Origin of the sequence: Clostridium sp. C8-1-8 (assembly GCF_009928445.1) — a bacterium.
Lineage (GTDB): Bacteria > Bacillota > Clostridia > Clostridiales > Clostridiaceae > Clostridium_AR.
This window is the reverse complement of record NZ_JAABNO010000001.1, coordinates 206,625-229,425: the sequence shown is the minus strand read 5'-3', so window position 1 is coordinate 229,425 and position 22,801 is coordinate 206,625. Positions and strand designations below refer to the sequence as shown.

At 31.2% G+C, this 22,801-nt stretch carries 20 protein-coding genes; 3 read left to right on the top strand and 17 right to left on the bottom strand.

Going from position 1 to position 22,801, the window contains the following annotated elements; translation table 11 throughout:
- The first annotated feature begins 44 nt into the window (after positions 1–44).
- Together GXK57_RS00945 and GXK57_RS00940 are read left to right on the top strand one after the other, a co-directional pair.
- Positions 45–920 carry an NAD(P)-dependent oxidoreductase gene (locus GXK57_RS00945; protein WP_160670083.1) on the top strand — a complete coding sequence of 292 codons (876 nt, stop codon included), beginning with the start codon at positions 45–47 and terminating at the stop codon, positions 918–920.
- 101 nt (positions 921–1,021) lie between these two features.
- The gene (locus GXK57_RS00940; protein WP_160670080.1) at positions 1,022–2,377 is read left to right on the top strand and encodes a tetratricopeptide repeat protein; all 1,356 of its coding nucleotides are present in this window, start codon (positions 1,022–1,024) and stop codon (positions 2,375–2,377) included.
- Positions 2,378–2,619: 242 nt separating this feature from the next.
- Here GXK57_RS00940 and GXK57_RS00935 read toward each other — a convergent pair whose 3' ends face one another.
- From GXK57_RS00935 to GXK57_RS00910, 6 genes are all read right to left on the bottom strand, one after another.
- Positions 2,620–3,609 carry an NAD-dependent epimerase/dehydratase family protein gene (locus GXK57_RS00935; protein WP_160670077.1) on the bottom strand — a complete coding sequence of 330 codons (990 nt, stop codon included), beginning with the start codon at positions 3,607–3,609 and terminating at the stop codon, positions 2,620–2,622.
- 15 nt (positions 3,610–3,624) lie between these two features.
- Positions 3,625–4,254, bottom strand: coding sequence for a PIG-L deacetylase family protein (locus GXK57_RS00930; protein WP_160670074.1), 630 nt, complete (start codon positions 4,252–4,254; stop codon positions 3,625–3,627).
- Positions 4,255–4,268: 14 nt separating this feature from the next.
- Positions 4,269–4,955, bottom strand: coding sequence for a glycosyltransferase family protein (locus GXK57_RS00925; protein ID WP_160670071.1), 687 nt, complete (start codon positions 4,953–4,955; stop codon positions 4,269–4,271).
- A complete protein-coding gene (locus tag GXK57_RS00920) occupies positions 4,948–6,540 on the bottom strand; it encodes a glycosyltransferase (protein WP_160670068.1) in 1,593 nt (530 codons plus the stop codon). Before GXK57_RS00920 ends, GXK57_RS00925 begins: the two co-directional genes overlap by 8 nt.
- Positions 6,541–6,848: 308 nt before the next feature.
- Positions 6,849–8,879, bottom strand: coding sequence for a methyl-accepting chemotaxis protein (locus tag GXK57_RS00915; RefSeq protein WP_160670065.1), 2,031 nt, complete (start codon positions 8,877–8,879; stop codon positions 6,849–6,851).
- A gap of 460 nt (positions 8,880–9,339) precedes the next feature.
- Entirely contained in the window at positions 9,340–11,358 is a 2,019-nt protein-coding gene (locus tag GXK57_RS00910; protein WP_160670062.1) for a methyl-accepting chemotaxis protein, read from the bottom strand.
- Between the two features lie 214 nt (positions 11,359–11,572).
- Here GXK57_RS00910 and namA point away from each other — a divergent pair, with 214 nt between their 5' ends.
- The gene (gene namA, locus GXK57_RS00905) at positions 11,573–12,598 is read left to right on the top strand and encodes an NADPH dehydrogenase NamA (protein WP_160670059.1); all 1,026 of its coding nucleotides are present in this window, start codon (positions 11,573–11,575) and stop codon (positions 12,596–12,598) included.
- Between the two features lie 143 nt (positions 12,599–12,741).
- Here the strand turns inward: namA and GXK57_RS00900 are convergent, their stop codons facing one another.
- The 11 genes from GXK57_RS00900 to GXK57_RS00850 form a co-directional block, all read right to left on the bottom strand.
- On the bottom strand, positions 12,742–13,311 hold the full coding sequence (locus GXK57_RS00900; RefSeq protein WP_160670056.1) for a hypothetical protein: 570 nt from the start codon (positions 13,309–13,311) through the stop codon (positions 12,742–12,744).
- 138 nt (positions 13,312–13,449) lie between these two features.
- Positions 13,450–13,752, bottom strand: coding sequence for a PTS sugar transporter subunit IIB (locus GXK57_RS00895; RefSeq protein ID WP_160670053.1), 303 nt, complete (start codon positions 13,750–13,752; stop codon positions 13,450–13,452).
- A gap of 75 nt (positions 13,753–13,827) precedes the next feature.
- Positions 13,828–14,067 (bottom strand): hypothetical protein, encoded by a 240-nt coding sequence (locus GXK57_RS00890; protein ID WP_160670050.1) that lies wholly within the window; start codon positions 14,065–14,067, stop codon positions 13,828–13,830.
- 458 nt (positions 14,068–14,525) lie between these two features.
- Positions 14,526–15,266: a MurR/RpiR family transcriptional regulator gene (locus tag GXK57_RS00885; protein ID WP_160670047.1), complete on the bottom strand. Its 741-nt coding sequence runs from the start codon at positions 15,264–15,266 to the stop codon at positions 14,526–14,528.
- A 59-nt stretch (positions 15,267–15,325) separates the two neighbouring features.
- Positions 15,326–16,342: a homoserine dehydrogenase gene (locus GXK57_RS00880; RefSeq protein ID WP_160670044.1), complete on the bottom strand. Its 1,017-nt coding sequence runs from the start codon at positions 16,340–16,342 to the stop codon at positions 15,326–15,328.
- 25 nt (positions 16,343–16,367) lie between these two features.
- The gene (locus GXK57_RS00875; protein WP_160670041.1) at positions 16,368–17,552 is read right to left on the bottom strand and encodes an MFS transporter; all 1,185 of its coding nucleotides are present in this window, start codon (positions 17,550–17,552) and stop codon (positions 16,368–16,370) included.
- A gap of 279 nt (positions 17,553–17,831) precedes the next feature.
- On the bottom strand, positions 17,832–18,941 hold the full coding sequence (locus tag GXK57_RS00870; protein WP_202127650.1) for an FtsW/RodA/SpoVE family cell cycle protein: 1,110 nt from the start codon (positions 18,939–18,941) through the stop codon (positions 17,832–17,834).
- 269 nt (positions 18,942–19,210) lie between these two features.
- Entirely contained in the window at positions 19,211–19,732 is a 522-nt protein-coding gene (locus GXK57_RS00865; RefSeq protein WP_160670038.1) for a DUF1648 domain-containing protein, read from the bottom strand.
- A gap of 211 nt (positions 19,733–19,943) precedes the next feature.
- Complete coding sequence (locus tag GXK57_RS00860) at positions 19,944–20,945, bottom strand: hypothetical protein (RefSeq protein ID WP_160670035.1); 1,002 nt, start codon at positions 20,943–20,945, stop codon at positions 19,944–19,946.
- Positions 20,942–22,105: an FtsX-like permease family protein gene (locus GXK57_RS00855; RefSeq protein WP_160670032.1), complete on the bottom strand. Its 1,164-nt coding sequence runs from the start codon at positions 22,103–22,105 to the stop codon at positions 20,942–20,944. Before GXK57_RS00855 ends, GXK57_RS00860 begins: the two co-directional genes overlap by 4 nt.
- A gap of 23 nt (positions 22,106–22,128) precedes the next feature.
- A complete protein-coding gene (locus GXK57_RS00850) occupies positions 22,129–22,791 on the bottom strand; it encodes an ABC transporter ATP-binding protein (RefSeq protein WP_160670029.1) in 663 nt (220 codons plus the stop codon).
- Positions 22,792–22,801: the final 10 nt, after the last annotated feature.

Sequence of the window (22,801 nt, the reverse complement as noted above, 5' to 3'; positions counted from 1 at the left end):
AAGTTGTAACTAAATATAATCTTACTAGAAGGAGAAATTAATTAATGGATGATAGACCACAACTCCTAATCACAGGTGGAACTGGCTTTATAGGCTCAAGCCTAGTTAAGGCAGTAAATAGTATATACGACATAACTAATATTGGCAGAAATAGAAACCCCATATGCTCCAATATTTATTGGGATCTAAAAACACCTTTGAGTAAGTTACCAATAAATAGGATTAAGGCAGTTATACATTGTGCAGCTATAGTTAATGATAAATCTTATAGAAACGATAAATATATAGATGTGAATGTAAAGTCAACTCTTGATCTGCTAGATTTCTGCATTGAGAATTCAATTTCAAAATTTATTTTTTTATCTTCTGGAGGAGTATATGGCTTTAATGAAAGCCCTCTATCAGAAAATCAGTTATGCAATCCACAAGAAATATATACACTAAGTAAGTATTTTTCTGAAAAGCTCTGCGATCTATATAAGAATAAGTTATCTATAACAGTTTTGAGACTTTTCTTTCCTTATGGCCAAGGTCAAAATAATAGATTAATAAGCAATCTGTTCTCAAATGTAATTAGCCACAAAACAATCACTTTAAACAAATCCGGCAGTCCCAAGATAAATCCTATATATATTGATGATGTTATAAATATTATAAAAATTGCTATTGAATGTAATCTACCAGGAACTTTTAATGTCTGTGGAGATGAAATCGTCTCAATAGAAGAACTTTGTCATAAGATAGCGCTGGTCTGTGGTGAAAAAAACTTAAATTTATCATTTAAAGATACCTACGTAAAAAGCTTAATAGGAAACAACCTTAAGCTAATAAGCTCCTTTAATTATAAACCTAAATTCAACTTATCTTATGGTCTTACTTCCTACTTTAATTGGATGAAATGTGTAGAAGTTTTAACCTAGAGTAATATATTAATACAAGGCTCTGTTAAGGTACCGTGTTGACCATAGTCTAATACAAAAATAATAATTTCTAATCAATGATAGAAGGTGTGTAAGAATAAATGGATGATAATGCTATGAGGATAAAGCAAGCTATAGAAATTAACATAGATAAGAACAACATTGAGGAGGCTTATAAGTTAGCAGAGCAGTATGTAACCTTAGAACCTAACGACTCCGATGGATATTACTTATTAGGTTACCTATGTATAGTAAAAAATCAGTATGAACAAGCTAAATCCATACTTGAAAGAGGTATGTGCTTAAATGAAAAAAATGCGAATCTAAATTTTACTTTTGCCAATTTGCTATGCAGAGAAGGTAACTCTAGTGGAGCTTTTAAGTATTTCTGCAGAGCCAAGTTATTTGACCCATTAATAGGCTTTAATATAAATTATAAAAATGATTTTTCAAAAGCTCATGTGATTTTCGGTTCAATGGAGATTGCAAATCAGATGTATACCTCAGTAGAAGGACTAAAAGCCTTAGGAATACATGCAGCTTCGGTAAACTATTATCCAAGTTATTTGGGCTATAAAGCTGACTATATGTTGGACTTACCTTCTTATAAATCTATTGAACAAGCTGATCTTGAAACTAAAAAAATAGCTTCTGATTTAATATCAGAAAATAATTTATTTCATTTTTATTTTGGAACAACTCTGACCTTAGATTACAGTGACTTGCCATTAATTAAAGAATTAGGTAAGAAAGCAGTAATGCAGTATTGGGGCTCTGATGTAAGAATGTACACTAAAGCTGTTAAGTTAAACAAATATGTTAAAGTAAAGGATATGAATGAGGACCAAATAAAGAGAAAACTAGAATTCCTTTCTCACTATATACCTGATTGTTTAGTTGATTATGAACTTGCCGAATATGTGAAGGATTTCCATGCTAACCTTCATTATATAAGGCCTGCTATTGACCTATCAAAATATAAATCTATAAAAAATACAATTAAGGATAAACCTTTAATTGTTCACGCCCCTACATCACCAGAATTTAAAGGCACACCTTATATTTTAAAAGCAATTGATGAACTTCAGCAATCCTATAATTTTGATTTTAAACTTGTCCAAAATATTTCCCATGAAGAAGCTGTAAAAATATACGAGGCCTCGGATTTAGTTATCGATCAAGTCTTGACAGGAAGCTATGGACTTTTCTCAATAGAAGCCATGGCTCTTGGAAAACCAGTAGTGTGCCTCATAAGTGATTTTATGAAGGAAAAATACCCAAAGGAATTACCTATAATATCTGCAAATCCTGATAATCTAAAAGCTACACTAGAGTATTATCTTAAAAATCAAGAGCTCTTACTTGAATTAGGTGCTAAGGGACGACAATATGTTGAAAAATACCATGATAGAAATTCAATCTGCCTTGATTTAATAAATATCTATAATAAGCTGTAACAAGGCATAGCTTTATTAAGTGTTTATCCTAAAAGATCTAAACCCACAAGTATACAATTTCTTAAAGCCTTATAACTTCTATCAAATAGCACTTTCAGCTTATATCATAGTTTTATTTTATAAAATACAAAGAACATTGCAAAATCTATAAATATAAAGCTAAACCTATTATGTGCATGGTTTGCATTTATATTTTTTTGCAATGTTCCTAATCAACTGTGTTTAAGAAAACATAACATATTCTATCCATTATTTTTTTGTTGCTTCCTATACCACTCTATAGTTTTTTCTAATCCCTCAACTAATTGGATTTTAGGTATGAAACCTAATAACTCATAAGATTTATCTATACTAGGCACTCTCAAATCAACATCAACATAAGTTTTTGGCACATACACAATATCAGATTTAGAATTAGCTATTTGTTTTATTAACTGTGCTAGCATACCTATGGTTATGGTACCTTTAGGATTACCTATATTAAAAGAGTTACCTATAGCTTTAGTATTGGTTAAACATAGCTCGATGCCCTCAATAAAATCATCTATATAGCACCAAGATCTTATTTGGTCTCCATCTCCATGAATCTGAATTTGCTGATTGTTAATTGCTCTTATAATAAATTGATGAACTGCGCCTTCTCCAACTTGTCCAGGTCCATATATATTAAAAGGTCTTACTGTAACAACCTTAATTCCATATTGCTTATAATAACTATGAGCCAAGTGTTCACCTGCCAACTTACTCACAGAATAAGTCCATCTTGCCTCACCTACTGGTGCTAAATTGGTGTTACTATTTTCATTAACCTTATAAGCTTGAACCCCAAAAACCTCACTAGTTGAGAAGTCAATAAATCTATCCACATCTAAAGAACAAGTCTTTATAGCCTCCAAAATATTATAAGTCCCAATCATGTTTACTTTCATAGTATCCACTGGATTTTTAATAACTGAATCAATACCTGCTATAGCAGCTAGGTGTATAACTATATCTGGCTTAAATAAATCTATACTCTTCTTTAATAGCTGAAGATCTAATATATCTCCCTGGATTAACTCAATGGATTTATCCTTCAATAGATTAGTAGCTTTTATAGAATTTCTCTTTAAATTATCATAAATTAATATATTGTTATCCTTATATAGCCTTTCGCATATCTTAGTTCCTATAAACCCTGCACCGCCTGTTAGAAATAGTTTTTTCCCTTTTATACAACCATCTATACTCATATTTCCTCCAATTTTCTATCTATTTATCCATCTTACTGCCTCAAATACCTCTGCAAACTTTTCTCCTATCTGAACGCCTCTTATCATGGCTAAACTTCTAATAAAACCCTCATTTAAATAATCTCTATGACTTTGGGACTTGTAGTGACTTAAGGCTCTTACCTTAGACTTTACATGTGCATCCTGCAAAACAAAAAATACTTGAGTATTAAAGGATAGATTATTCCATATCATTTCATATCCTAAGATAGACGACTTCTTAAATGCTCTAACCCCTTCATTTGCAATAATCTGGTGATCTTGGTGTATGTCCTGTAGGGAGGGCATCAAAATAAGCTCAGGTTTAAGCTTTTCCCTAAGTTTTATTAAATCATCTAAGATCATTTGTCTATTATCGGAAAATGTTCTTACTGCATATTTATATAGAAAGAGATTTTCAGGCCTTACTCCTAATTCTTTTGTAGCCTCTCTAACCTCAATTTCTAGTGTGTTCTTTGGAAGTCCATTGGGTAATGATAGTTCACATACAGAAAAAGCCGCATAATATACCTGTGACCCCTCTTCAATAAATCTTGCAATAGTTCCTCCACAGCCTAATTCTCCATCATCAGTATGGGGAGCCAAAACTAATACTTTTCCAAACATAGTATTCCTCCAAGTTATTTAGTTGGATTATAACTAGCTAGTTCCTCTGCATATTCCTGCAGTAGCTTTAGCCTTTCTTGCTCATATCCATAGTTTAAATCTATAACTCCACAATCATGAATGCACCATAAATTATCTTGTCTAGGAACCACAACCTTATATCCTTTTCTCTTAAACTCTAAGCTTTGAGATATATCGTAAAAGTGCCAGCCTGAGAAAATATCTTCTCTCCAGGGTATATCATACTGAGTTATCATTATTAGCCCATCTAATGCAGTTACCTCTTCGTAGTCGCAACTAACTTCTTTAAAGCTAAGAAGCTCCATTACCCCAGTGTGACTATCAGCTACCTTTCCATAGGTTTGATCTGTCTCCCACCATATCCCACTCTTTGGAATACACTTACAGCCAGCTACTCCTATCATTCCAATTGCTTCAGAGGTATTAAATAGATTTAAAATATCATATAAGAAATTCTTATTAACTATGAATACATCTTGATGAATAAAAACCTTGTATTTTGCATCTGAGCTATTCATCCCCAAATTATAAGCCTTTGCTAGAGAGGTAGCCTCTTCAACTTTAATAAATTCTATCTCAAACCCAGCAGGTTTATTTAACTGCTGTATATAAAACTTTGATTCATCATATAATTCTTTATCATTTACAGAGGTTATAAATGCAATCTTCTTATCATTCATTTTTCTCCTCCAAAGAAATTACATTCAAAGTATTTCTTAATTTCTCCTTTAACATTATATTTTTTTCAATGGAACTTTCTATGTCCATCATTGAAATATTCTCAGACAAAATTAATTTCAAAAGCTTCCCTATACTGTTTTCAATATCTATATCATTTTCAATTCTTCTAAGAAGAAATTTCAACTCTGCTTCCACATCATAATTATTATTGTCCGCCACAATTACATATCTGTTTGATATATATTGAATCCTCATATCTTGACCGCATACACCTAGCAATCTATCTACAAGCTCATAATCCTCTTTGTTAAGGTATCCTAATATTCCTTCCCCACGCACATTAAAGTACTTGTGCTCAGATAGTATCTTATATATATCCGTGAAAGTGCAAATCCATAAGCACCCTTCTCCAAACGCTTGATTATCGTAGAGCCAGCTTCCATTTATGAGCTTCCTAATTTTCTCAATATACATGGCATTGGGTACTATTAACACAAGACTTCCATAAGGTTTTAGATATTTTTTTATATTAGCTAAGAATTCAATTGGTTTCTTCAAATATTGGAGGATTTCGCTAAGTATAATGTAATCGAAAAAACCTCTTTCATAATCAAACTCTATAGCTTCTACGTCGCCTAGCTTTACCGTCATAAAGTTACTAGCAATCTTAGCTGCTGCTGCATTTTTCTCAATTCCAAAAAACTTAGCTTTAGGATATAAATCTCTTAATTTTAAACAAGTAGCGCCACATCCGCAGCCTAAGTCTAATACATTTATTTCTTTATTCTCTAAACACTTTATTCTGCTTATGACCTCATATCTTATTAAGGTCATACTATCTGGATCAAAGCCCCACTTTTCCATAAACTTATTATGGTTAGTCTGCATTATGTTACTTGTACTTGCTGAATCCCTCTTAAAAGACGCACTTCCATAATGATGTATAAAGGTATCCTTACAGAGAATAAGCTTATATCCTTTATTCATAATCCTATAAGAGTAGTCATCATCCTCATAATTACCTGGAGTAAACCTCTCATCTAAAAGGCCTATCTCGTCAATAACCTTTCTCTTTATCAGCATGCAAAAACCTATAAGTTTAATCCTCTGCTCCCATTTTGATGGATCCGATATATTATATTTTGTAGAAAAATCTATAAGCTCATCATAATCTTTATAATCAACTTCAATGGTCTGATAGTATGAACAATTATTTGTTACTGCTCCAACTGCACCTATTTCATCTAAGCTCCATAGTGCAGTCATAAGATTAGAGATCCAATTAGGAGTAACAATAACATCATTATTCAAAAGCAATATACTATCTCCTGTAGCGCCTAATATACCCTGGTTGCAACCTATAGGAAAGCCTAAGTTTACCTCATTAAATATGCACTTTATATGATCATTTTGCTTTAACCACTCCTTTGTTCCATCTGTTGAGCAGTTATCAACTATAACTATTTCATAATCTATTTCTGTAGTATATTTCTTTATACTTTCTAAGCACTTTTTTGTATATTCTAGATTGTTATAAGTTAATATTATTATGCTAACCTTATGTTTATCTGAGTTTCCCTTCAAATCTTATCAGTCCTTAAAAGTAATCAATACTATAATATGTTCACTAATTAAATTTGATAATAAAAAACTAACTAAGGTGTTTTTACTAAACTAGTTTTTTAACCATATGTATTTTGTGAATTTATGTGAAGAAATTGCGGCAGGTAAATATGATTTGTTCTTTTTACTATACTTCATAGTAATTTATTTTATTGTAACCTCTGAAAACCGATAGATTAAAACAACAATAAATTATAATTTCAAACAAAAAGTGGCCTCTGAATAAATACTTCAGCGACCACTTTACTAGTAAATACACAATTTATATATTATATTTTAAACTTACCAACATTATCTTCAAGGCTTTCTGAAAGCTCTCTTAAAGCTCCAGCCTTTTCATTGAAGGTCTCCATATTAGCTGAGACCTCTTGAGTTGCTGCTGAAACCTCTTCAGTACTTGCAGCAGTTTCTTCAGATATAGCAGACATATTCTGCATTCTTTCCATTATTGAATCTTTGTCTTTATTTATACCTGCTATTGACTGCTGTACATTAGTTATCATGCCTGTCAATTTATCAATTGCATTAGATATATCATTGAAGGTACTCTTCGTTTCTCTAACAGCTTCACCTTGTTCTTTTATTGTTACCTTAGACTCTGCAACAGACTCAACTGCTACCTTTGACTTTTCGTTAACTTGTTCTATAAGTGCTTGAATATCCTTTGTTGATTCAGTTGATTGCTCTGCAAGCATTCTTATTTCTTCCGCAACTATTGAGAAGCCTCTTCCTGCCTCACCAGCTCTAGCTGCTTCAATTGCTGCATTTAAAGCTAAAAGATTTGTTTGCTCTGCAATACTATTTATGGCCTTTGTTATCTCTTGAATATTTAGTGAGGAATCTCTCATTTCTTTAACTGCAACCTCGATTTTATCCGAAGCCTTCCCAGTATCTATTGATTTTTCGGTAAGAGTATCCATAACACTCATACCACTCTTAGCCATTTCTTCGGTATGATTTGATACCTTGTTCATATTATTAGTATGTTCAAGTATAACTTGTAACTTTTTCACTAATGCTTCGATTTCATCAACACCTGCTTCAACATCTCTTGCTTGTTGAGTACTTCCACTGGCAACTTGATCTATAGTCCTTGCTATATCTTCTACTGCATTTGTGGTTTGATCACTCATTGCAGCTATATTTATGGCAGTATTGTTTATTGTATCAGTTGAGTTTTTCACATTAGCTATAAGGGTACCTATACCGCTTGCCATTTCATTAAAACTTGTAGCTAGCACACCAAACTCATCTTTACTTTTTACACTTATTCTATCTGTTAAAATTCCTTTAGCTGCATTGTTTAGAGCCTCTACTAATTTCTTTATATTCTTAGTAATTGCCCTACTAAATAAAACGGCAACTGTCACATTAATTATTAGAGCTATTAGTAATGATGCATAAAGTAGTTCATTTAAAACCTTTGTGTCACTGTTTATCTCACTTTTCTTTATGGAGGCCATTATCTTCCACCCGGTAATGCTATTTGTCTTATAGCTGGCATACTTGGTTTCTCCAGTCTTAGTGTATATATACTCAGACATACCACTTTCACCATTCTTAACTTCATTCCAATAAGTTTGTTTAGTAGTATCATCTTTTCCAAGTAAAGATTTATCTGGATGAGAGATCATTACTCCATTTTTATCACTAACAAATACGTAACCTTCATTACCTATTTTTATTTTAGCCATTCTCTCAGAAAGAGTTTCCAAGTTTATATTTATAGCAATTACTCCAACTAATTTGCCATTATTACTTACTGTTTTTGATACAGATATTATGTTTTTGCTGTCTGTAGCAGATTTATAAGGCTCTGAAAATACAACATTGCCTTCACTACCTACTGCTCCTATATACCAAGGTCTAGCTGCTGGGTCATAGGAACCTGTTGACATTTCAGCCGTTGGATAGATAACAACTTTCTTATCTGTAGTTGAAAATATTATTTGATCTATATCTGGATTACTTTCCTTTACGTTTTGAAACAATTCATTTGTAGATTGTCCATACTCTGGATGATCAATTAGATTCTTTAAATTAGCGTTATTAGAAAGCATTTGGGTAGTATTTACTATTCCAGTAAAATAATTATTCAAGGAATCATTTACAAGCTCTACTTCTTGGTTTGTAGTTACTTTAAACTTATTTAATATTATGTTATAGGCCTTTTTGTAAGATATCTCCCCGTATGTAATAAGTGGAACCTGACATATAAGTATCAACATTAGTATTAATTTAAAGCTTATTCCCCTAAATCTTGATACCTTTCTCTCTCTCTTTTTTGTAGTCTTTGACATTAATTCTTCCCCCTTAAAAGTCAAACTGCACTGATGATAAAAGTCTATATATTTTTATATTTATGTATTTATATCTTTTTACTTCCCATGTTTAACGTGTACAATAGGCATAACCTTACAAAATTCTGCTATCAAATAAACAAAGCTTACATTATAAAAAATATATAATCTTACAATTTATAGACCTTTTTTCAACATCTTCATATATTTATCGACAACATTGTCGTTTTTTTAACTACTAAAATACATAAAGTTAAATTTTTATTTAATTTAATACAATTTCTAATTTAAACAATCAACTTTACTATTTACCTAAGGTTATAATGATAAACTTTTAACATGTATGCACTATTTTTATTTTTCATATATTTAACGCCTTCGTTTACTTGATAAAACCGCCTATAAAATAAAAAGATGCTCATGATACCAATGTACCATGAACACCTTTTTAATCTTGCTATTAAATAGTAAATTTATTTATGTCATTATTTAGCTCTTCAGATAAGCTCTTAAGCCTTTGAGCATTTTCATTAAAATCATCCATTGATGCAGATACTTCTTCTGTTGCTGCAGATACCTCTTCTGTACTAGCTGCAGTTTCCTCTGATATAGCTGAAAGATTCTGCATCTTTTCCATAATTGAGTCTTTATCTCTGTTAATATCATTTATTGAGCTTTGAACACTACTTATCATATTACTTAAATTCTCAATAGCTTTTGAGATATCCACAAAGGTAACTTTTGTCTTAGTAACAGCTTCGCCTTGTTCACTTATGGTTGTCTTCGCCTCACTAACCGCTCTAACTGCAATTTTAGATTTGTCATCAACCTGATCTATGAGTGCTTCTATATCCTTAGTAGCTTCAGTGGATTGCTCTGCTAACTTCCTTATTTCATCAGCCACTATAGAGAAGCCTTTACCTGCTTCTCCAGCTCTAGCAGCTTCAATAGCAGCATTTAGAGCTAATAGATTAGTTTGTTCCGCAATCTCATTTATACTACTAGTTATAGCTTTAATATTTGAAGATGCTTCACTCATGTCTCTTACAGCAATTTCTATCTTATCTGAGGCATTGTTTGTGTCCTTAGACTTTGAAGATAATAGATCCATTACTACTAAGCCATCCTTAGTCATTTCATCTGTATTCTCTGAAACCTTAAACATACTCTTGGTCTTTTCATTTATTTCCTGAAGCTTGAATACCAGTGATTGTAGCTCAGAAACACCATCTTCTATGTCTTTAGCCTGTTCTGTACTTCCTGACGCAACCTGATCAATAGTCTTTGCTATATCAGCTACTGCGTTAGTAGTCTGACCACTCATAGCTGATATAGATACAGAAGTCTTATTGATTATATCTGAAGATTCCTTTGCAGTACCTATCAATGCACATATTCCATCTGTCATTTCATTAAAACTATTAGCTAACTCTTCAAACTCGTCTTTAGAATTAATCTTAATCCTTTCAGTAAGGTCACCAGCTGAAGCCTTCTTGAATACATCTTTCAACTTATTTATATTTTTCTTTATTGATTTGCTAAATATATATGCAACTAATATATTTAAAGGAAGAAATATAGCTATAATTATTATAAGTAAGTTTCTTATATCATCAGTATCATCATTTAGTTCCTTTTGCTGCATGGAAGCCATTATCTTCCACCCAGTTACTGCATTTGTAGAATAGCTTGCAAACTTATTCTGTCCATTATAAGTATATTTAGTAAAACCTCTTGGATTAGATTTCACTTCATTCCAATAGCTTTGTTTTGTAGTGATGTCTCCGCCTATAAGAGAACTATCAGGATGAGCTATCATCAAACCTTCTGCATCACTTATAAATGCATAACCTGAATTTCCTACCTTAACCTTTGACAACTTTTCTGATAGGTTCTTCAAATCAACATCCACAGATACTACCCCTACTAGAGTACCATTGTTCATTACAGTCTTAGATATAGAAACTACAAACTTTCCTGTAGAGTTCTTGTATGGCTCAGAATAGTTTATATCATCTTGTTTTTCTATAGCGCCTTTGTACCATGGTCTCGTAGTTGGGTCATATCCAGCCTTTGTCTCTTGTGCTGGGTACCTTACAATCTTCTTATCTATAGTTGAAAAAACTATTTGTTCTATATCACTATTGCTTTCCTTTGCTTCTCTAAATAATTCTAATGCAAAGCTTGCATACTCAGGATGTATCGCTATCTGAGTCAAATCAACATTATTAGATAACATCTTTGTGGTTGCTGATACACCAGAAAAATAATTATCTATGGATCCACTTACCAACTCTAATTCCTGACCCGCGGTTGTCTTTAGTTTATCATAAAGAATATTATTAGCTTTGTTATATGCTAATACTCCAAAGGTATTTAGTGGAATCTGACAGATTAATATTAGTATAAGTATTAGCTTAAAACCAATGCCACTAAAATTAAACCTTTTTCCACTTTCTTTCATCTTAAGTTTTGGCATAAATAATCCTCCTAAAATTTTATATAAATAATTATCGAAGATATTTGCCTAATTCTTAGTACATTTTCATTTAAGCATAAGTTACACTTTATGGATGATAATCTCTTTAATAGGGCCATATGTAATTAATGTTAAAAATAAATGTACTCTCATACGTATAAAAGTTGTATAATATATTTACTTAGTAAATTAAAATAACCAGGCGGTGATATATATGTCTAAACTTTTTAGTAGTTTTAAGATCAAAGACATGGAGATAAAAAACAGAATAGTCATGGCTCCAATGTGCATGTACTCTTCGGATAGTGCTGGATATGCTAACGACTGGCATTACATTCACTACTCTACAAGAGCAATTGGAGGTACAGGCCTTATTATCCTTGAAGCAACAGGCGTGGAGCCTGGAGGATGTATTTCTTCGAAAGACTTAGGGATTTGGGATGATTCTCATATTGAAGGACTTAAAAATATAGTGGATCAATGCCACAAATATGGCGCTAAGGTAGGTATACAGCTTAATCATGCTGGAAGAAAATCTGAAGTGCTATCTGAACCTATGATAGCACCTAGTGCCCTTGCTTTTGATGAAACCTACAGAACACCAGTTGAAATGACTAAAGAAGATATTGCTAGAGTGGTGAAATTATTTAAAGATGCTTCAGAAAGAGTTTTAAAGGCAGGCTTTGATACGATAGAAATCCACGGAGCTCACGGATATCTTATATCTCAATTTCTTTCACCTCTATCCAACAAGAGAGAAGATGAGTATGGTGGAAGTTTAGAAAATCGAGCAAGATTTTTGAAAGAGTTAGTTTCAGCAGTAAGAAGTATATGGCCTGAAGATAAACCTCTAATACTTAGAGTATCAGCAGAGGATTACGTAGAAGGTGGCAATACTCCAGAAACTATGGCTGAACTTATAAACCTTGTTAAATCGGAAGGTATAGATATTGTCAATGTGAGCACAGGTGGTGTTGCTCCAGCTACTATACATGCTTTTTCAGGGTACCAAGTAAAAGCTTCAGAGATTATAAATAAAAATTGCGAGCTTCCTACTATTGCTGGCGGACTAATTTCTGAGCCTTATATGGCAGAAGAAATTCTATCTAATAATAGAGCTGATTTAGTATTCTTAGGAAGAGAACTATTAAGAAATCCTTACTGGCCACTTAAAGCAGCTCATGACCTCCATGAAGATATACAGTATCCAACTCAATATGAAAGAGGAAAATATAGATAATAAAAAGGGCTAGGAAAAGATTTTATATTTTTCTATCACGGTAAAAAGTCACTGAATGCACCTTTCATATACTGTAATAAAAGCCAATGTAGTTTTCTCTCTACATTGGCTTTACTTATCAATTTTTTGTATGATAACATAATCTAATTCATCCTATCTAGTCTTCTTGAGCTTTTTTCTATTCTTCTCTCAAGTCTTCTCCTTGCTTTGTCAGCTCTCTGCTGAAATATTAATTGCAAAACTTCAGGTCTTCTCCATATTACAACTATGCTCTTTGCAACCATTTGGCAAGATATCATAACTAGATAAGATAGTCCTGCATAGTTTAAAACCTCATTTCCAGGAATATGTCCTAAGGTATATCTAAGCATTATTCTTATTGGTATAGTTATTACAAGAAATACTAACACAGGCACTCCACCACTCTGATAAAGTATTCCGTCTTCTCCTCTAAATATTTTAGTTAACATCCCTGATATAACACCGGTTATAACTCCAACTGATGCTAGTATGGTCAAAGCTCCAGCTGCTTTTCCTAATCCTCCTGTTATAGAATCTATTGATTCTAAGGTAAAATAAATTAACAATAAGGGAATTATTATATAGCGAGATCCCTTAACTGGTCTTGTAACCACCTGCTTATAAACTATATAAAATAATACCAAACCCATTAAATATAATTGATGCAATCCAAGTGCTTGTAAATTGTTCATGATAGCCTCCTAAACATTAAATATTATATATAAATAATATCCCTTTGTAGGCTATCTAACAGGTGAAAAAAGTAATAACATGTATAACTTATGCTTTAAAATACATTACTAAAGTAATATATCTTTAATCCTAATCTTTTAACCTAAAAGTGCTAGGGTTTTATCTAAGACAGCTTTTCCATTCATCATGCCATAGTCCTTCATATCTATTACAGCTACAGGAACTCTTCCCTTTATTATTTTATCTATTTGAGCCTTTTGGCAGCGTACTTGAGGTCCAAGAAGAACTACATCTACGGTATTACTTACATTTGCACATTTTGAGATAGGCAGTGCGAATATCTCTATATTTAAATCCTTATCGTTTGCCGCGCTCATCATCTTACTAACTAAAAGACTAGTAGACATGCCAGCTACACAGACTATTAAAATTCGCTTCATACAATCCCCCTCTTTATATAAATAACCTATCATTGATATGAAAAAAGGATGCCCTAAAACATCCTCTGAAGTTACTTACTTTACATAAATAGCAAAATATAATGCCATTCCGTATTTTGATTTCTTTTTAAATGTTGTTTTTAAATAAGACTCTAACTTATCCTTTGGAAGATTTGTTTCTACATCCATTGTGGATTTAATTTTACTTACACTATCTTTAATAGTACATTTTATGCTTTCATCTTGATAGTTGTCAAAAAACTCTATCAAGTACTTCAACTGTGCACAGTTTAGTTCTGCTACATAAGTATTCATGATATATTCCTCCTAAGATATATTTTTATATGAGATACATATTTAAAGCTTGGCTATTTTAACCATTACATTGAAATTAATTGATTAGTTTTAAGACACTTTAATGAGCTTATGTAAATAATTAATATATTAATCACATAGCATCTCATAAACAACCTCTAATCTCAACAGTAATCTTAAACATAGCCAAAGTATTAAATGCAAAAGCTTGTACTTTATATACTGATACAAAAACTAACTAATATATAATATTCTTAATATAAAGCTTATATAATCAAATATTAAAATAATCTAGATCAAAAATTTGTTTATTAAACTAAGATTATTAGGAATTATAGTCAAATACTACAACCATATAAAAATTATACAATTACCGAACACCTATGTAAAGGTTTAACCGACTATAGTTAAATATAACTCTTATTGTAAAATGGTACTTTTTAAAAACACCCTGTTACTTATACTATCATTCTATTTACTTCCCTTGCCAGAGCTTCAACAATGTATAAAGCAGGCACCTGAGAAGTAGTGTCTCTATACTCTAAATCATTATCCAAATAGCTTTCTGTAGTTATATAATAAGATATACTTACATCAGAAAGCTTCGATAAAGTGGAACTCTTTTTATTAGTTATGCTTACTATCTTACTACCTTTAGACTTAAGTAAGCTTATAAGTCTTAAGGCAGCATCTGTTTCACCAGACACAGAAAGCGCTATAGTAACACTATTATTGACCAAGTCACCTATAAGAGGGAAATAAGGATCATCAATATGTACCGCAAACTTACCTAAACTTGACATGTAACGTGCACCATAGCCAGCTATAAACCCTGAATTACCTATACCTATAAATAAAACATTATTGTAGTTTACAATCAGCTCAGCTGCTTTTATTATATTTTCATCTAAGTCTCCTTTTAAGGACCTCTCCATAAACTCTTCAATAGCATCTATATTATCATCAACGGATTTGGTATTGCTCTCTTTCGCATGCATCTTCAGCTTAACCTTAAAGTCAGAGAATCCATCACAACCTAAGTTTCTACAAAACCTTATTATTGTTGTGGTAGAAACATGAGTCTCTTGGGCCAACTCTCTTATTCTCATATAAATCACTTTGTTAATATTCTCTATTACATATTTATACAACTCCAACTCTAATTCACTTAAATTAGCTAAATTATCAGCACTAAACATTATAATCACCCCTTATTCAATAATATACCTTTATTCCATAGTTTATTAGTATCAAAATCTTATTTATATAAATTTATTATATCCTTTAAAACAGCAGCTCCAGCACCCATAGGATCTGAGGCCCCTCCTGCACAAAAGATTTCTCCCATCTCAAGTGTATCATAAACTATACACTTATTAGTTCCATTAACTGAAGAAAACATCTCTGCTTTTGGCACTGGTAAAGGCGCAACCTTCATTTCAACTTCATCTCCATTAAATCTCGCTTCAGCAATTAATTTTATGGTTTGTCCACTAGATCTTGCTAAATTAATATCTTCAACACTTAACTTATCAATACCTTTTATATCAACTTTACTAATATCGTATTGCTTATTAAATATCCTATTAGCTATTAATAGAAGCTTGCAGCCACTATCAAAGCCACTTATATCTAAGTCAGGATTCTTTTCAGCTATCCCTTTTTCTTGAGCCTTTTTTAGAGCATCCTCGAAGCTTATGTCATTAGTGAACATCTCAGTTAATATAAAGTTAGTGGTGCCATTAAGTATTCCTTTTATGGATTTAATCCTAGCTCCGCTTAAACTACTCTCACCTATGTCTAAAGTAGGCAAGGCCGCAGCAGTGGCCCCACTATAATTTATCTTTAAATCTAGCTCTGCTGCTTTTGTAGAAATCAACTTATAATTTGTTACCAAGGCTCCTTTAGATGCAAATACTAAATTCATGCCACTATCTAAGGCCTTTAGTGCATAGGTAAGTCCAGGCTCTCCACTTTCTAAGTCAGTGGGAGTAGCCTCCACAAGAACATCTCCCTCAAATACTATATTAGTTTTTAAAGTTAAATTCTTTTGCTTTGCATAATATTCAATAGCACAAGAACCTTTTCCAAACTTCAATAGAGCTTCTAAGTCAATACCTTTTTCTTCGTAAAGCTGTCCATGTCTGCCTACTATGGATCTTACTTTTAAATCCAAGTTATACTTTTCAGTTATGTAGTTTTTATTGTCCAGCAATATCTTACACAACTCAAGGGCTACACCTCCATAGCCGCATATCATTATAAACTTCTCCAAAAAAATCCCCCCAATAGATTAATCTTTACTCCACTTTTCCATCTAAGATACTCTTAAGCTTAGATAGGAAATATCCAGATATTAAAGGTGTTACTCCTATAATAATTATGTATATATTTAAAATGTTATATGTTTTAAAGGTTGAAAGTAAAAATACTAGAACTACAGTACTTATGATTCTACCTAAATTAAGAACTATATCCTTATTAATCATATACTCTACTCTTAGATCTCCCTCATGAGATTTGTCTATTACATTAAAGGTAGTAGAAGACAATTGGATCATAAAAAACGGTATGAAGAAAGAATCTATTATTGTATATATCAAAAGTATAGTATAGCTTATTCTTAAAGAAAGCATAACCGCTCCTACAAGAGCTGATGAAGCACCAATAAATATAGCTAACCTTCTTCGCTTTGGTTTGATTATCTTTTGTACTAGTATATAGGCTAAAGATGATATAAAAGCTCCAATTAGTGATAACTTACCAAGAGACAACTCACTTCCTGTACTTTGAAATATTAAAAGGTTCACTATAAATACTATGATAACATCTCTGAAGCCCCAACACATAGTGGCTTTTCTAATTTTTGACCAGTCCTCATTATTTTTAGAAAATGCAACCTTTAGATTAAGCTTATTGCCACAATTTTTACACCTTAAGGTTAGACTTATGAGCATCAATACAACAAATAATGCTAGTGTTATGCTAAACACTATACTGTAGCCCTTTATGCCTTCAAACCTAGTAATTATATAGGCTGAAGTAAATGGGGCTACTATGCTTGCAAGACCACTACAACTTCCGTTAAAGCCATTAAAGGTATCTCTATTAGTTGGAGAAGTAAAATCGAAGCTTAAGGTATTGAAGGCCAGCCAGTAAAAGCCACAGGCTATTCCATATACGACTCCTAAAAAGTATATGGCCCAAACACCACTTTTTCCTATTAGTAATATCAATACATAAAATATTGAATACAATAGCAAGCCTATTCTTAACGCCCATATACCATTTTTCTTTTTAGCTATAAATCCAGCTATTATGAAGGAAATAGGTGTAAAAATATAGTGCATTAGATTGTATATAGCTATGATTGTAAAGTCTCCAGTTTCTCTCCAGAAGAATATGTTTGCAAATATCCCTGATAAACCCATGCCCAATGTAAAAATAGTACTTACTCCTAATAATATTTTTGCCTCTTTACACATATTTTCCTCCTTTATTTACAAGTTAAAAAACCTAAAGAGTTTAATGTACATTTTTATTATCTTCATTATTTCTTATCACATTCATGAAAAATTCGCTAAAATATTTTCTTTAGGTTGAAGATGAAATAGGTTTAAGATAAGTGCCTTAAAATATGTAGATTAAATTTATATCGGCATAAAAATAATAAAGGGAAATATATATTACAAAAGCATTTCATACAAAATACCTGTAATACATATTTCCCTTTTGCTATTTTTTAATTTAAGTTATTATTCAAGCTAAAAAACAATCTTCTTTCTTCTCATACCTATATTTAGTACCAAAGCTATAGCCACTACTGTAGTTAAAAGAGAGCTACCTCCATAACTTAGGAGTGGAAAGGTTATTCCAGTTATAGGCATAATACCTATTGCCATACCTCCATTTTGAAGTATAGCAAAGGTAAAGTAGGTGGCTAATCCTGATGCAAATATCATCCCAAAACCATCCTTGGCAATCCTTGCTATGGCTATTATTCTATATATCAAAAAGCCGTAAAGACTTAACAAGATAATAGCTCCTAAAGTACCAAAGTTCTCTGTGGTTACTGCAAATATGAAATCTGTTTGTGGCTCTGGTACGTTGCTTGCTACATAACCACCATTATCTCTTTTTTCTCCGGTTAATACCTTACCAAAAAGGCCTCCAGAGCCAACTCCAGTCATAGATTGAAGCAACTGATATCCATCACCTAGGGCATAAGATTCCGGATCTAGAAAGGCTATAATTCTTCCTTTTTGATATTTCTTAATAAAGTGTCCTGAGTTCCACACTCCAACTACAGCTATTACAACAACTAATATTCCTGATGCTAATATCTTCAAATCAACCTTAGCAGAAAAAGCTACACCTAGTACTATGAAGAAAAGTACCATAGTCATCCCCATATCTGGCTGCTTGATTATAAGCCCCATTGGTATAGCACAATATATTCCAAGTATAATAAGGTTTTTTATATTATTAACCTTAAACTCCATCTCTTCTATCTTCACTCCCAGCATCATTATGAGAGCTATCTTTGCCATTTCTGCTGGTTGGATGTAGAAGCCCACATAAATCCATCCCGTTGCTCCGTTTATGGTTTTTCCAAAAAACAAGGTATATAAAAGCACCATCATGCACAGCCAGTAAAATAGCTTAACATACAGTTTTATATTTATGTAATCAATAAGCAAAACTACATAAGAGATAGCCAAAGACAAAATAAGCCATCTTATCTGTTGAGGGGCTTTATTACTACAAGTGTATATATTATAAGAACCAAATAGAACTATTAATATAACAGTTATTATTATACCAAAATCTAAGTGCTTTAACATTTTTCTATCTATAAATAAGCTCTTTATCACTGACTAAAACCTCCTATTAAAATACTCAATTTATATTATATAACTTCTAAGGAAATAATAGTAACAAATTTATCAATATATTAATATTTTTACCTATAAACCAATAAATAATTGGCAAGTAAGCTTTATTTTTTATTGTATCTTCTAATTACATTTTGTAAAAGCATCAGGCTTTATCCTAGTTTTATTAACAGTAAAAATAGCAGGCCATACTCTTTATCTAAGAATACAGCCTGCTATTTAAATGGCATCAACCATTAATAGGATTACTATTTATTTTTTATAGATTTTCTTATAAAGTATACCAATGTTCCGAATATAGTTATTATAAAAATAGGTAAAACCCATTGACCAAAGTAACTTTTACGATTTAAAGCATCCATCAAGTAATTATATTGAAATATGGTAAAGAATATGAGCATTTCTGACTTTATAGCTATCATTAATGTTCTAGCATTTTCATATTGATATCTAGCATTTTCCTCATTTATATCAACTATATAGTTAAATATGTGAGGGAACTTACTTAAGGTGGTAAAAAGAACATATAAAACTACTGAGATTATAGGTAGAACGAAAAGTTCTACTCTTCCTCCCCATCTATCTGGTCTGCCATCTATACCTATATGAGTTACTATACGCTGCGGTATCCTGCTCCAATAAGCTGTAAGCATAGCTATTTGAATAATCATCGAAGCAATAGCTATTACCTCTAATATCCTCTCTAGGTTAGAATGAGGAATTTTTAGTATTGGTCTTCTATTACTACCATTTCCAAAGGACTCCTTCATTATTTTCATCTCCACCAAGTTGACACAGTAAATTAATATCTCTTCTACTTTATAACAACCCTTTATACTTAATGTGAATTTAATCCAATACATTTTAATTATCTTAACAAAAGACTCTATTAACTTTTTAATAGAAGTGTTCTTCTTTAGAATCTGATTATAATTCTCTAAGTATATACCACCTATTTACTTTATACAATACAACATAATATTAGTTTAACTTTTTAAGTTTCAAATTATTATCTATTTTGAAGAACTCTCCACTTGCTATTATATATGGGTTTTTATTAATAACCACTACACTTTGAGTTTTAATTTGTTTATCATATAACTTTTCTATAGACTTATTCTCCATATTTAGCTTATATAAACAAAGTATATTGCCACCTTTTTCACTTGTAATTATCAAATTATTATTATTATAATTTATTTCAGATATTATGTTATTAAATATATTATATTGACAATTTAATTTATAGATATTGAAGTTTTCTTTATCAGTAGTAAAGTTGCTGTTATCAAATACATACATCATTGGTGATTCAACGTTATCTTGACGTGCTGCCAAAAAGTAAAACTTGTCATCGATAAAAGTAACATAGCCACTCAAAATCTTATCTGATATCTTAGCGTAATTAACTTTAGAATTTTTTATCTCGAGCACATAGCTCCCCAAGTTAGTGGTAAATACAGTTAAGTATTTGCCACTATTAGAAGCCCCTTGTAAAACTTTACTACTATTGTCTAGCTTAATAGAAAATCTAAAATCAGATTCCTGATTTGTTGAAGTATTAAAACTCTTTAACTTCCATTCTTTTTTCTCATATTTAACTAAAATTAAATTATCATTAATATTACCAATTAAATAATATCCTTTTCCATCAAGTTCTATCATCTTATTTTCTTTATATGGAGTAAATAACTGATCAACTTGATTTACTTTTGGAGAATTTATTAACCAATATTTATTATACTCAGTAATCACTGAATTACTGTCTATAGATTTATCTTTAAATATATACTTATCGCTATTTCCACTATCAGTATCTATTCTATTAAGTATAATTTTATTATTAGATACCTCATAACTTATTAAAGAATTTTTAGAAACTTTAAAATCTCCTGCCTTATTACATCCACTAGTACAAACAAGCATCAATATCAACATACTTAATATTATATATTTTCTTATATATTTATAAGTTTTCATCATTTTAAAACCTCTTTGTAAAAGGTTCCATCACTTAGCCTTTTAATGATTTTTTTCAGTTGAAAAGCGCCTGAAAAAATTAATAAAACAATTACAAGTAAAATATCTATTAATAAATATAGCAGTATATATTTAGATATTATATCGAAATTAAAAAAACAATTTAACAACATAGCCGCCACTATAGTTCCAGTCAGTGAAAATATCAGAGTAAATACTCCATTAAGGAAAAATTCATTTATAAATAAAATATAAATTCTCTTCTCTTCAATTCCTAAGATATGCATTAAGCCTATATCTCTTTTTCTCAGTATTAAAAACTGTTTTATATTTGAAGACACATTTAGCACAGTTATTATTAAGAATATAACCAATATTATAGAACTTACGGTAGTTATTGTTACAGCAAACTTCGGCAATGTGTGAGTAGTCTTCAATGCATAGGTAACCCTAAAGTCCTTGTTCATACTCTCTATCTTCTTACTTATTGCTTCCATACTATTAACCTTTGGACATATTACAAAAATCTTCGATGCATTAGCACTAGCATCTTCTATGTTAAATAGCTCATTAAACGATTTAGGATCCATAATTGACGTATCAGGTGGAAAGTAAAGTAACTCAGGCATAGTAAACTTTGAAGTTAAACTTATAGCTTTAAATTTAGACTCACCATATATAGCTCCGTCTTTCACCGTCGGAATATGTGCACATAAAGTTATATTATCATTTACTGAAAACTTTGCTGAATCTACCGCTTTATCATTAAATAAGAAATACTTATCACTTGACATTGTTTCCTTTACTCCAAAATACTTAAGGTATTCCTTTGAAACTGGGATTATAGCTGAGGCTGACTTTGCTTGTTTATCATCTTTTAATATCTCTAAAGTCATGCCATAATCAAAAGCTGCGTACTCTACCCCATCTATTTTAGAGATTTTACTTAAGGTATCCTTATTAAACTTATAATTCAAATCTTTATTCTCGATTTGCATAAAATATAAATTAGAATTATTAACGACATCAGTTTTATAATTACTAGTTACATTTAAAATAAATCCAATTATAAAATTAAATATCAATATAAATAAAGTTAAAGAAATTATGATATTAAAAAAATTCTTTATATTTCTCTTAAAAAATAATATTGAAATCTTCATAGTGTCCCCCCCTGTTATGAATATTAATATATCTCTCCGCTTTTAATATTATAAACAACATCAGCAATTGATTTATAGCTATCATCATGAGTAACAATTAATATAGCCTTTCCACTTTCTCTAAGTTGTAAGAATGAGGAGATAAGTATTTCCTTATTATCAGAATCAATATTAGCACTGGGCTCATCAGCCAATATAAGTTCTGTTTCATTCAGGTAACAGCGAGCTATTGTTACTCTCTGACGTTCTCCACCTGAAAGAAATTTAACCCTTTTGTTCAATATAGGCGATATTCCTAATTTGTCAACTTGAGTTAGTATCATATTATTTCTTTCTTTATCATCAAATTTAGTAGTTAGCTTAAGATAGATATCTAGATTTTCATATGCAGTTAATTCCTCAAATAGATTGAACTCTTGAAATATTATTCCTAACTTTGTTCTTCTTATTAAAGCTTTTTCACCAACGTTAATATCATTAACACTCTTTCCCTTCCATAAATATTCTCCATCTGATTGAGGTTCAATCATTGAAATTATATTCAACAATGTAGACTTTCCGGTTCCTGATGGTCCCATTATTACATATATCTTGCCTGAACTTATTGATAAATTAATATTCTTCAAGACTCTCTGACTTCCATAATTTTTCTTTACGTTACTAAGAGTAATCAGTGTATCTTTCATAAAACACCTC

What these genes read in the sequence shown, in the direction of transcription:
- GXK57_RS00910 (WP_160670062.1), bottom strand. Translation starts at nt 11,358, where the DNA reads ATGCCAAAACTTAAGATGAAAGAAAGTGGAAAAAGGTTTAATTTTAGT.
- GXK57_RS00850 (WP_160670029.1), bottom strand. Translation starts at nt 22,791, where the DNA reads ATGAAAGATACACTGATTACTCTTAGTAACGTAAAGAAAAATTATGGA.
- GXK57_RS00885 (WP_160670047.1), bottom strand. Translation starts at nt 15,266, where the DNA reads ATGTTTAGTGCTGATAATTTAGCTAATTTAAGTGAATTAGAGTTGGAG.
- GXK57_RS00930 (WP_160670074.1), bottom strand. Translation starts at nt 4,254, where the DNA reads ATGTTTGGAAAAGTATTAGTTTTGGCTCCCCATACTGATGATGGAGAA.
- GXK57_RS00925 (WP_160670071.1), bottom strand. Translation starts at nt 4,955, where the DNA reads ATGAATGATAAGAAGATTGCATTTATAACCTCTGTAAATGATAAAGAA.
- GXK57_RS00940 (WP_160670080.1), top strand. Translation starts at nt 1,022, where the DNA reads ATGGATGATAATGCTATGAGGATAAAGCAAGCTATAGAAATTAACATA.
- GXK57_RS00890 (WP_160670050.1), bottom strand. Translation starts at nt 14,067, where the DNA reads ATGAATACTTATGTAGCAGAACTAAACTGTGCACAGTTGAAGTACTTG.
- GXK57_RS00865 (WP_160670038.1), bottom strand. Translation starts at nt 19,732, where the DNA reads ATGAAGGAGTCCTTTGGAAATGGTAGTAATAGAAGACCAATACTAAAA.
- GXK57_RS00945 (WP_160670083.1), top strand. Translation starts at nt 45, where the DNA reads ATGGATGATAGACCACAACTCCTAATCACAGGTGGAACTGGCTTTATA.
- GXK57_RS00915 (WP_160670065.1), bottom strand. Translation starts at nt 8,879, where the DNA reads ATGTCAAAGACTACAAAAAAGAGAGAGAGAAAGGTATCAAGATTTAGG.
- GXK57_RS00855 (WP_160670032.1), bottom strand. Translation starts at nt 22,105, where the DNA reads ATGAAGATTTCAATATTATTTTTTAAGAGAAATATAAAGAATTTTTTT.
- GXK57_RS00875 (WP_160670041.1), bottom strand. Translation starts at nt 17,552, where the DNA reads ATGTGTAAAGAGGCAAAAATATTATTAGGAGTAAGTACTATTTTTACA.
- GXK57_RS00860 (WP_160670035.1), bottom strand. Translation starts at nt 20,945, where the DNA reads ATGATGAAAACTTATAAATATATAAGAAAATATATAATATTAAGTATG.
- GXK57_RS00895 (WP_160670053.1), bottom strand. Translation starts at nt 13,752, where the DNA reads ATGAAGCGAATTTTAATAGTCTGTGTAGCTGGCATGTCTACTAGTCTT.
- namA (WP_160670059.1), top strand. Translation starts at nt 11,573, where the DNA reads ATGTCTAAACTTTTTAGTAGTTTTAAGATCAAAGACATGGAGATAAAA.
- GXK57_RS00935 (WP_160670077.1), bottom strand. Translation starts at nt 3,609, where the DNA reads ATGAGTATAGATGGTTGTATAAAAGGGAAAAAACTATTTCTAACAGGC.
- GXK57_RS00900 (WP_160670056.1), bottom strand. Translation starts at nt 13,311, where the DNA reads ATGAACAATTTACAAGCACTTGGATTGCATCAATTATATTTAATGGGT.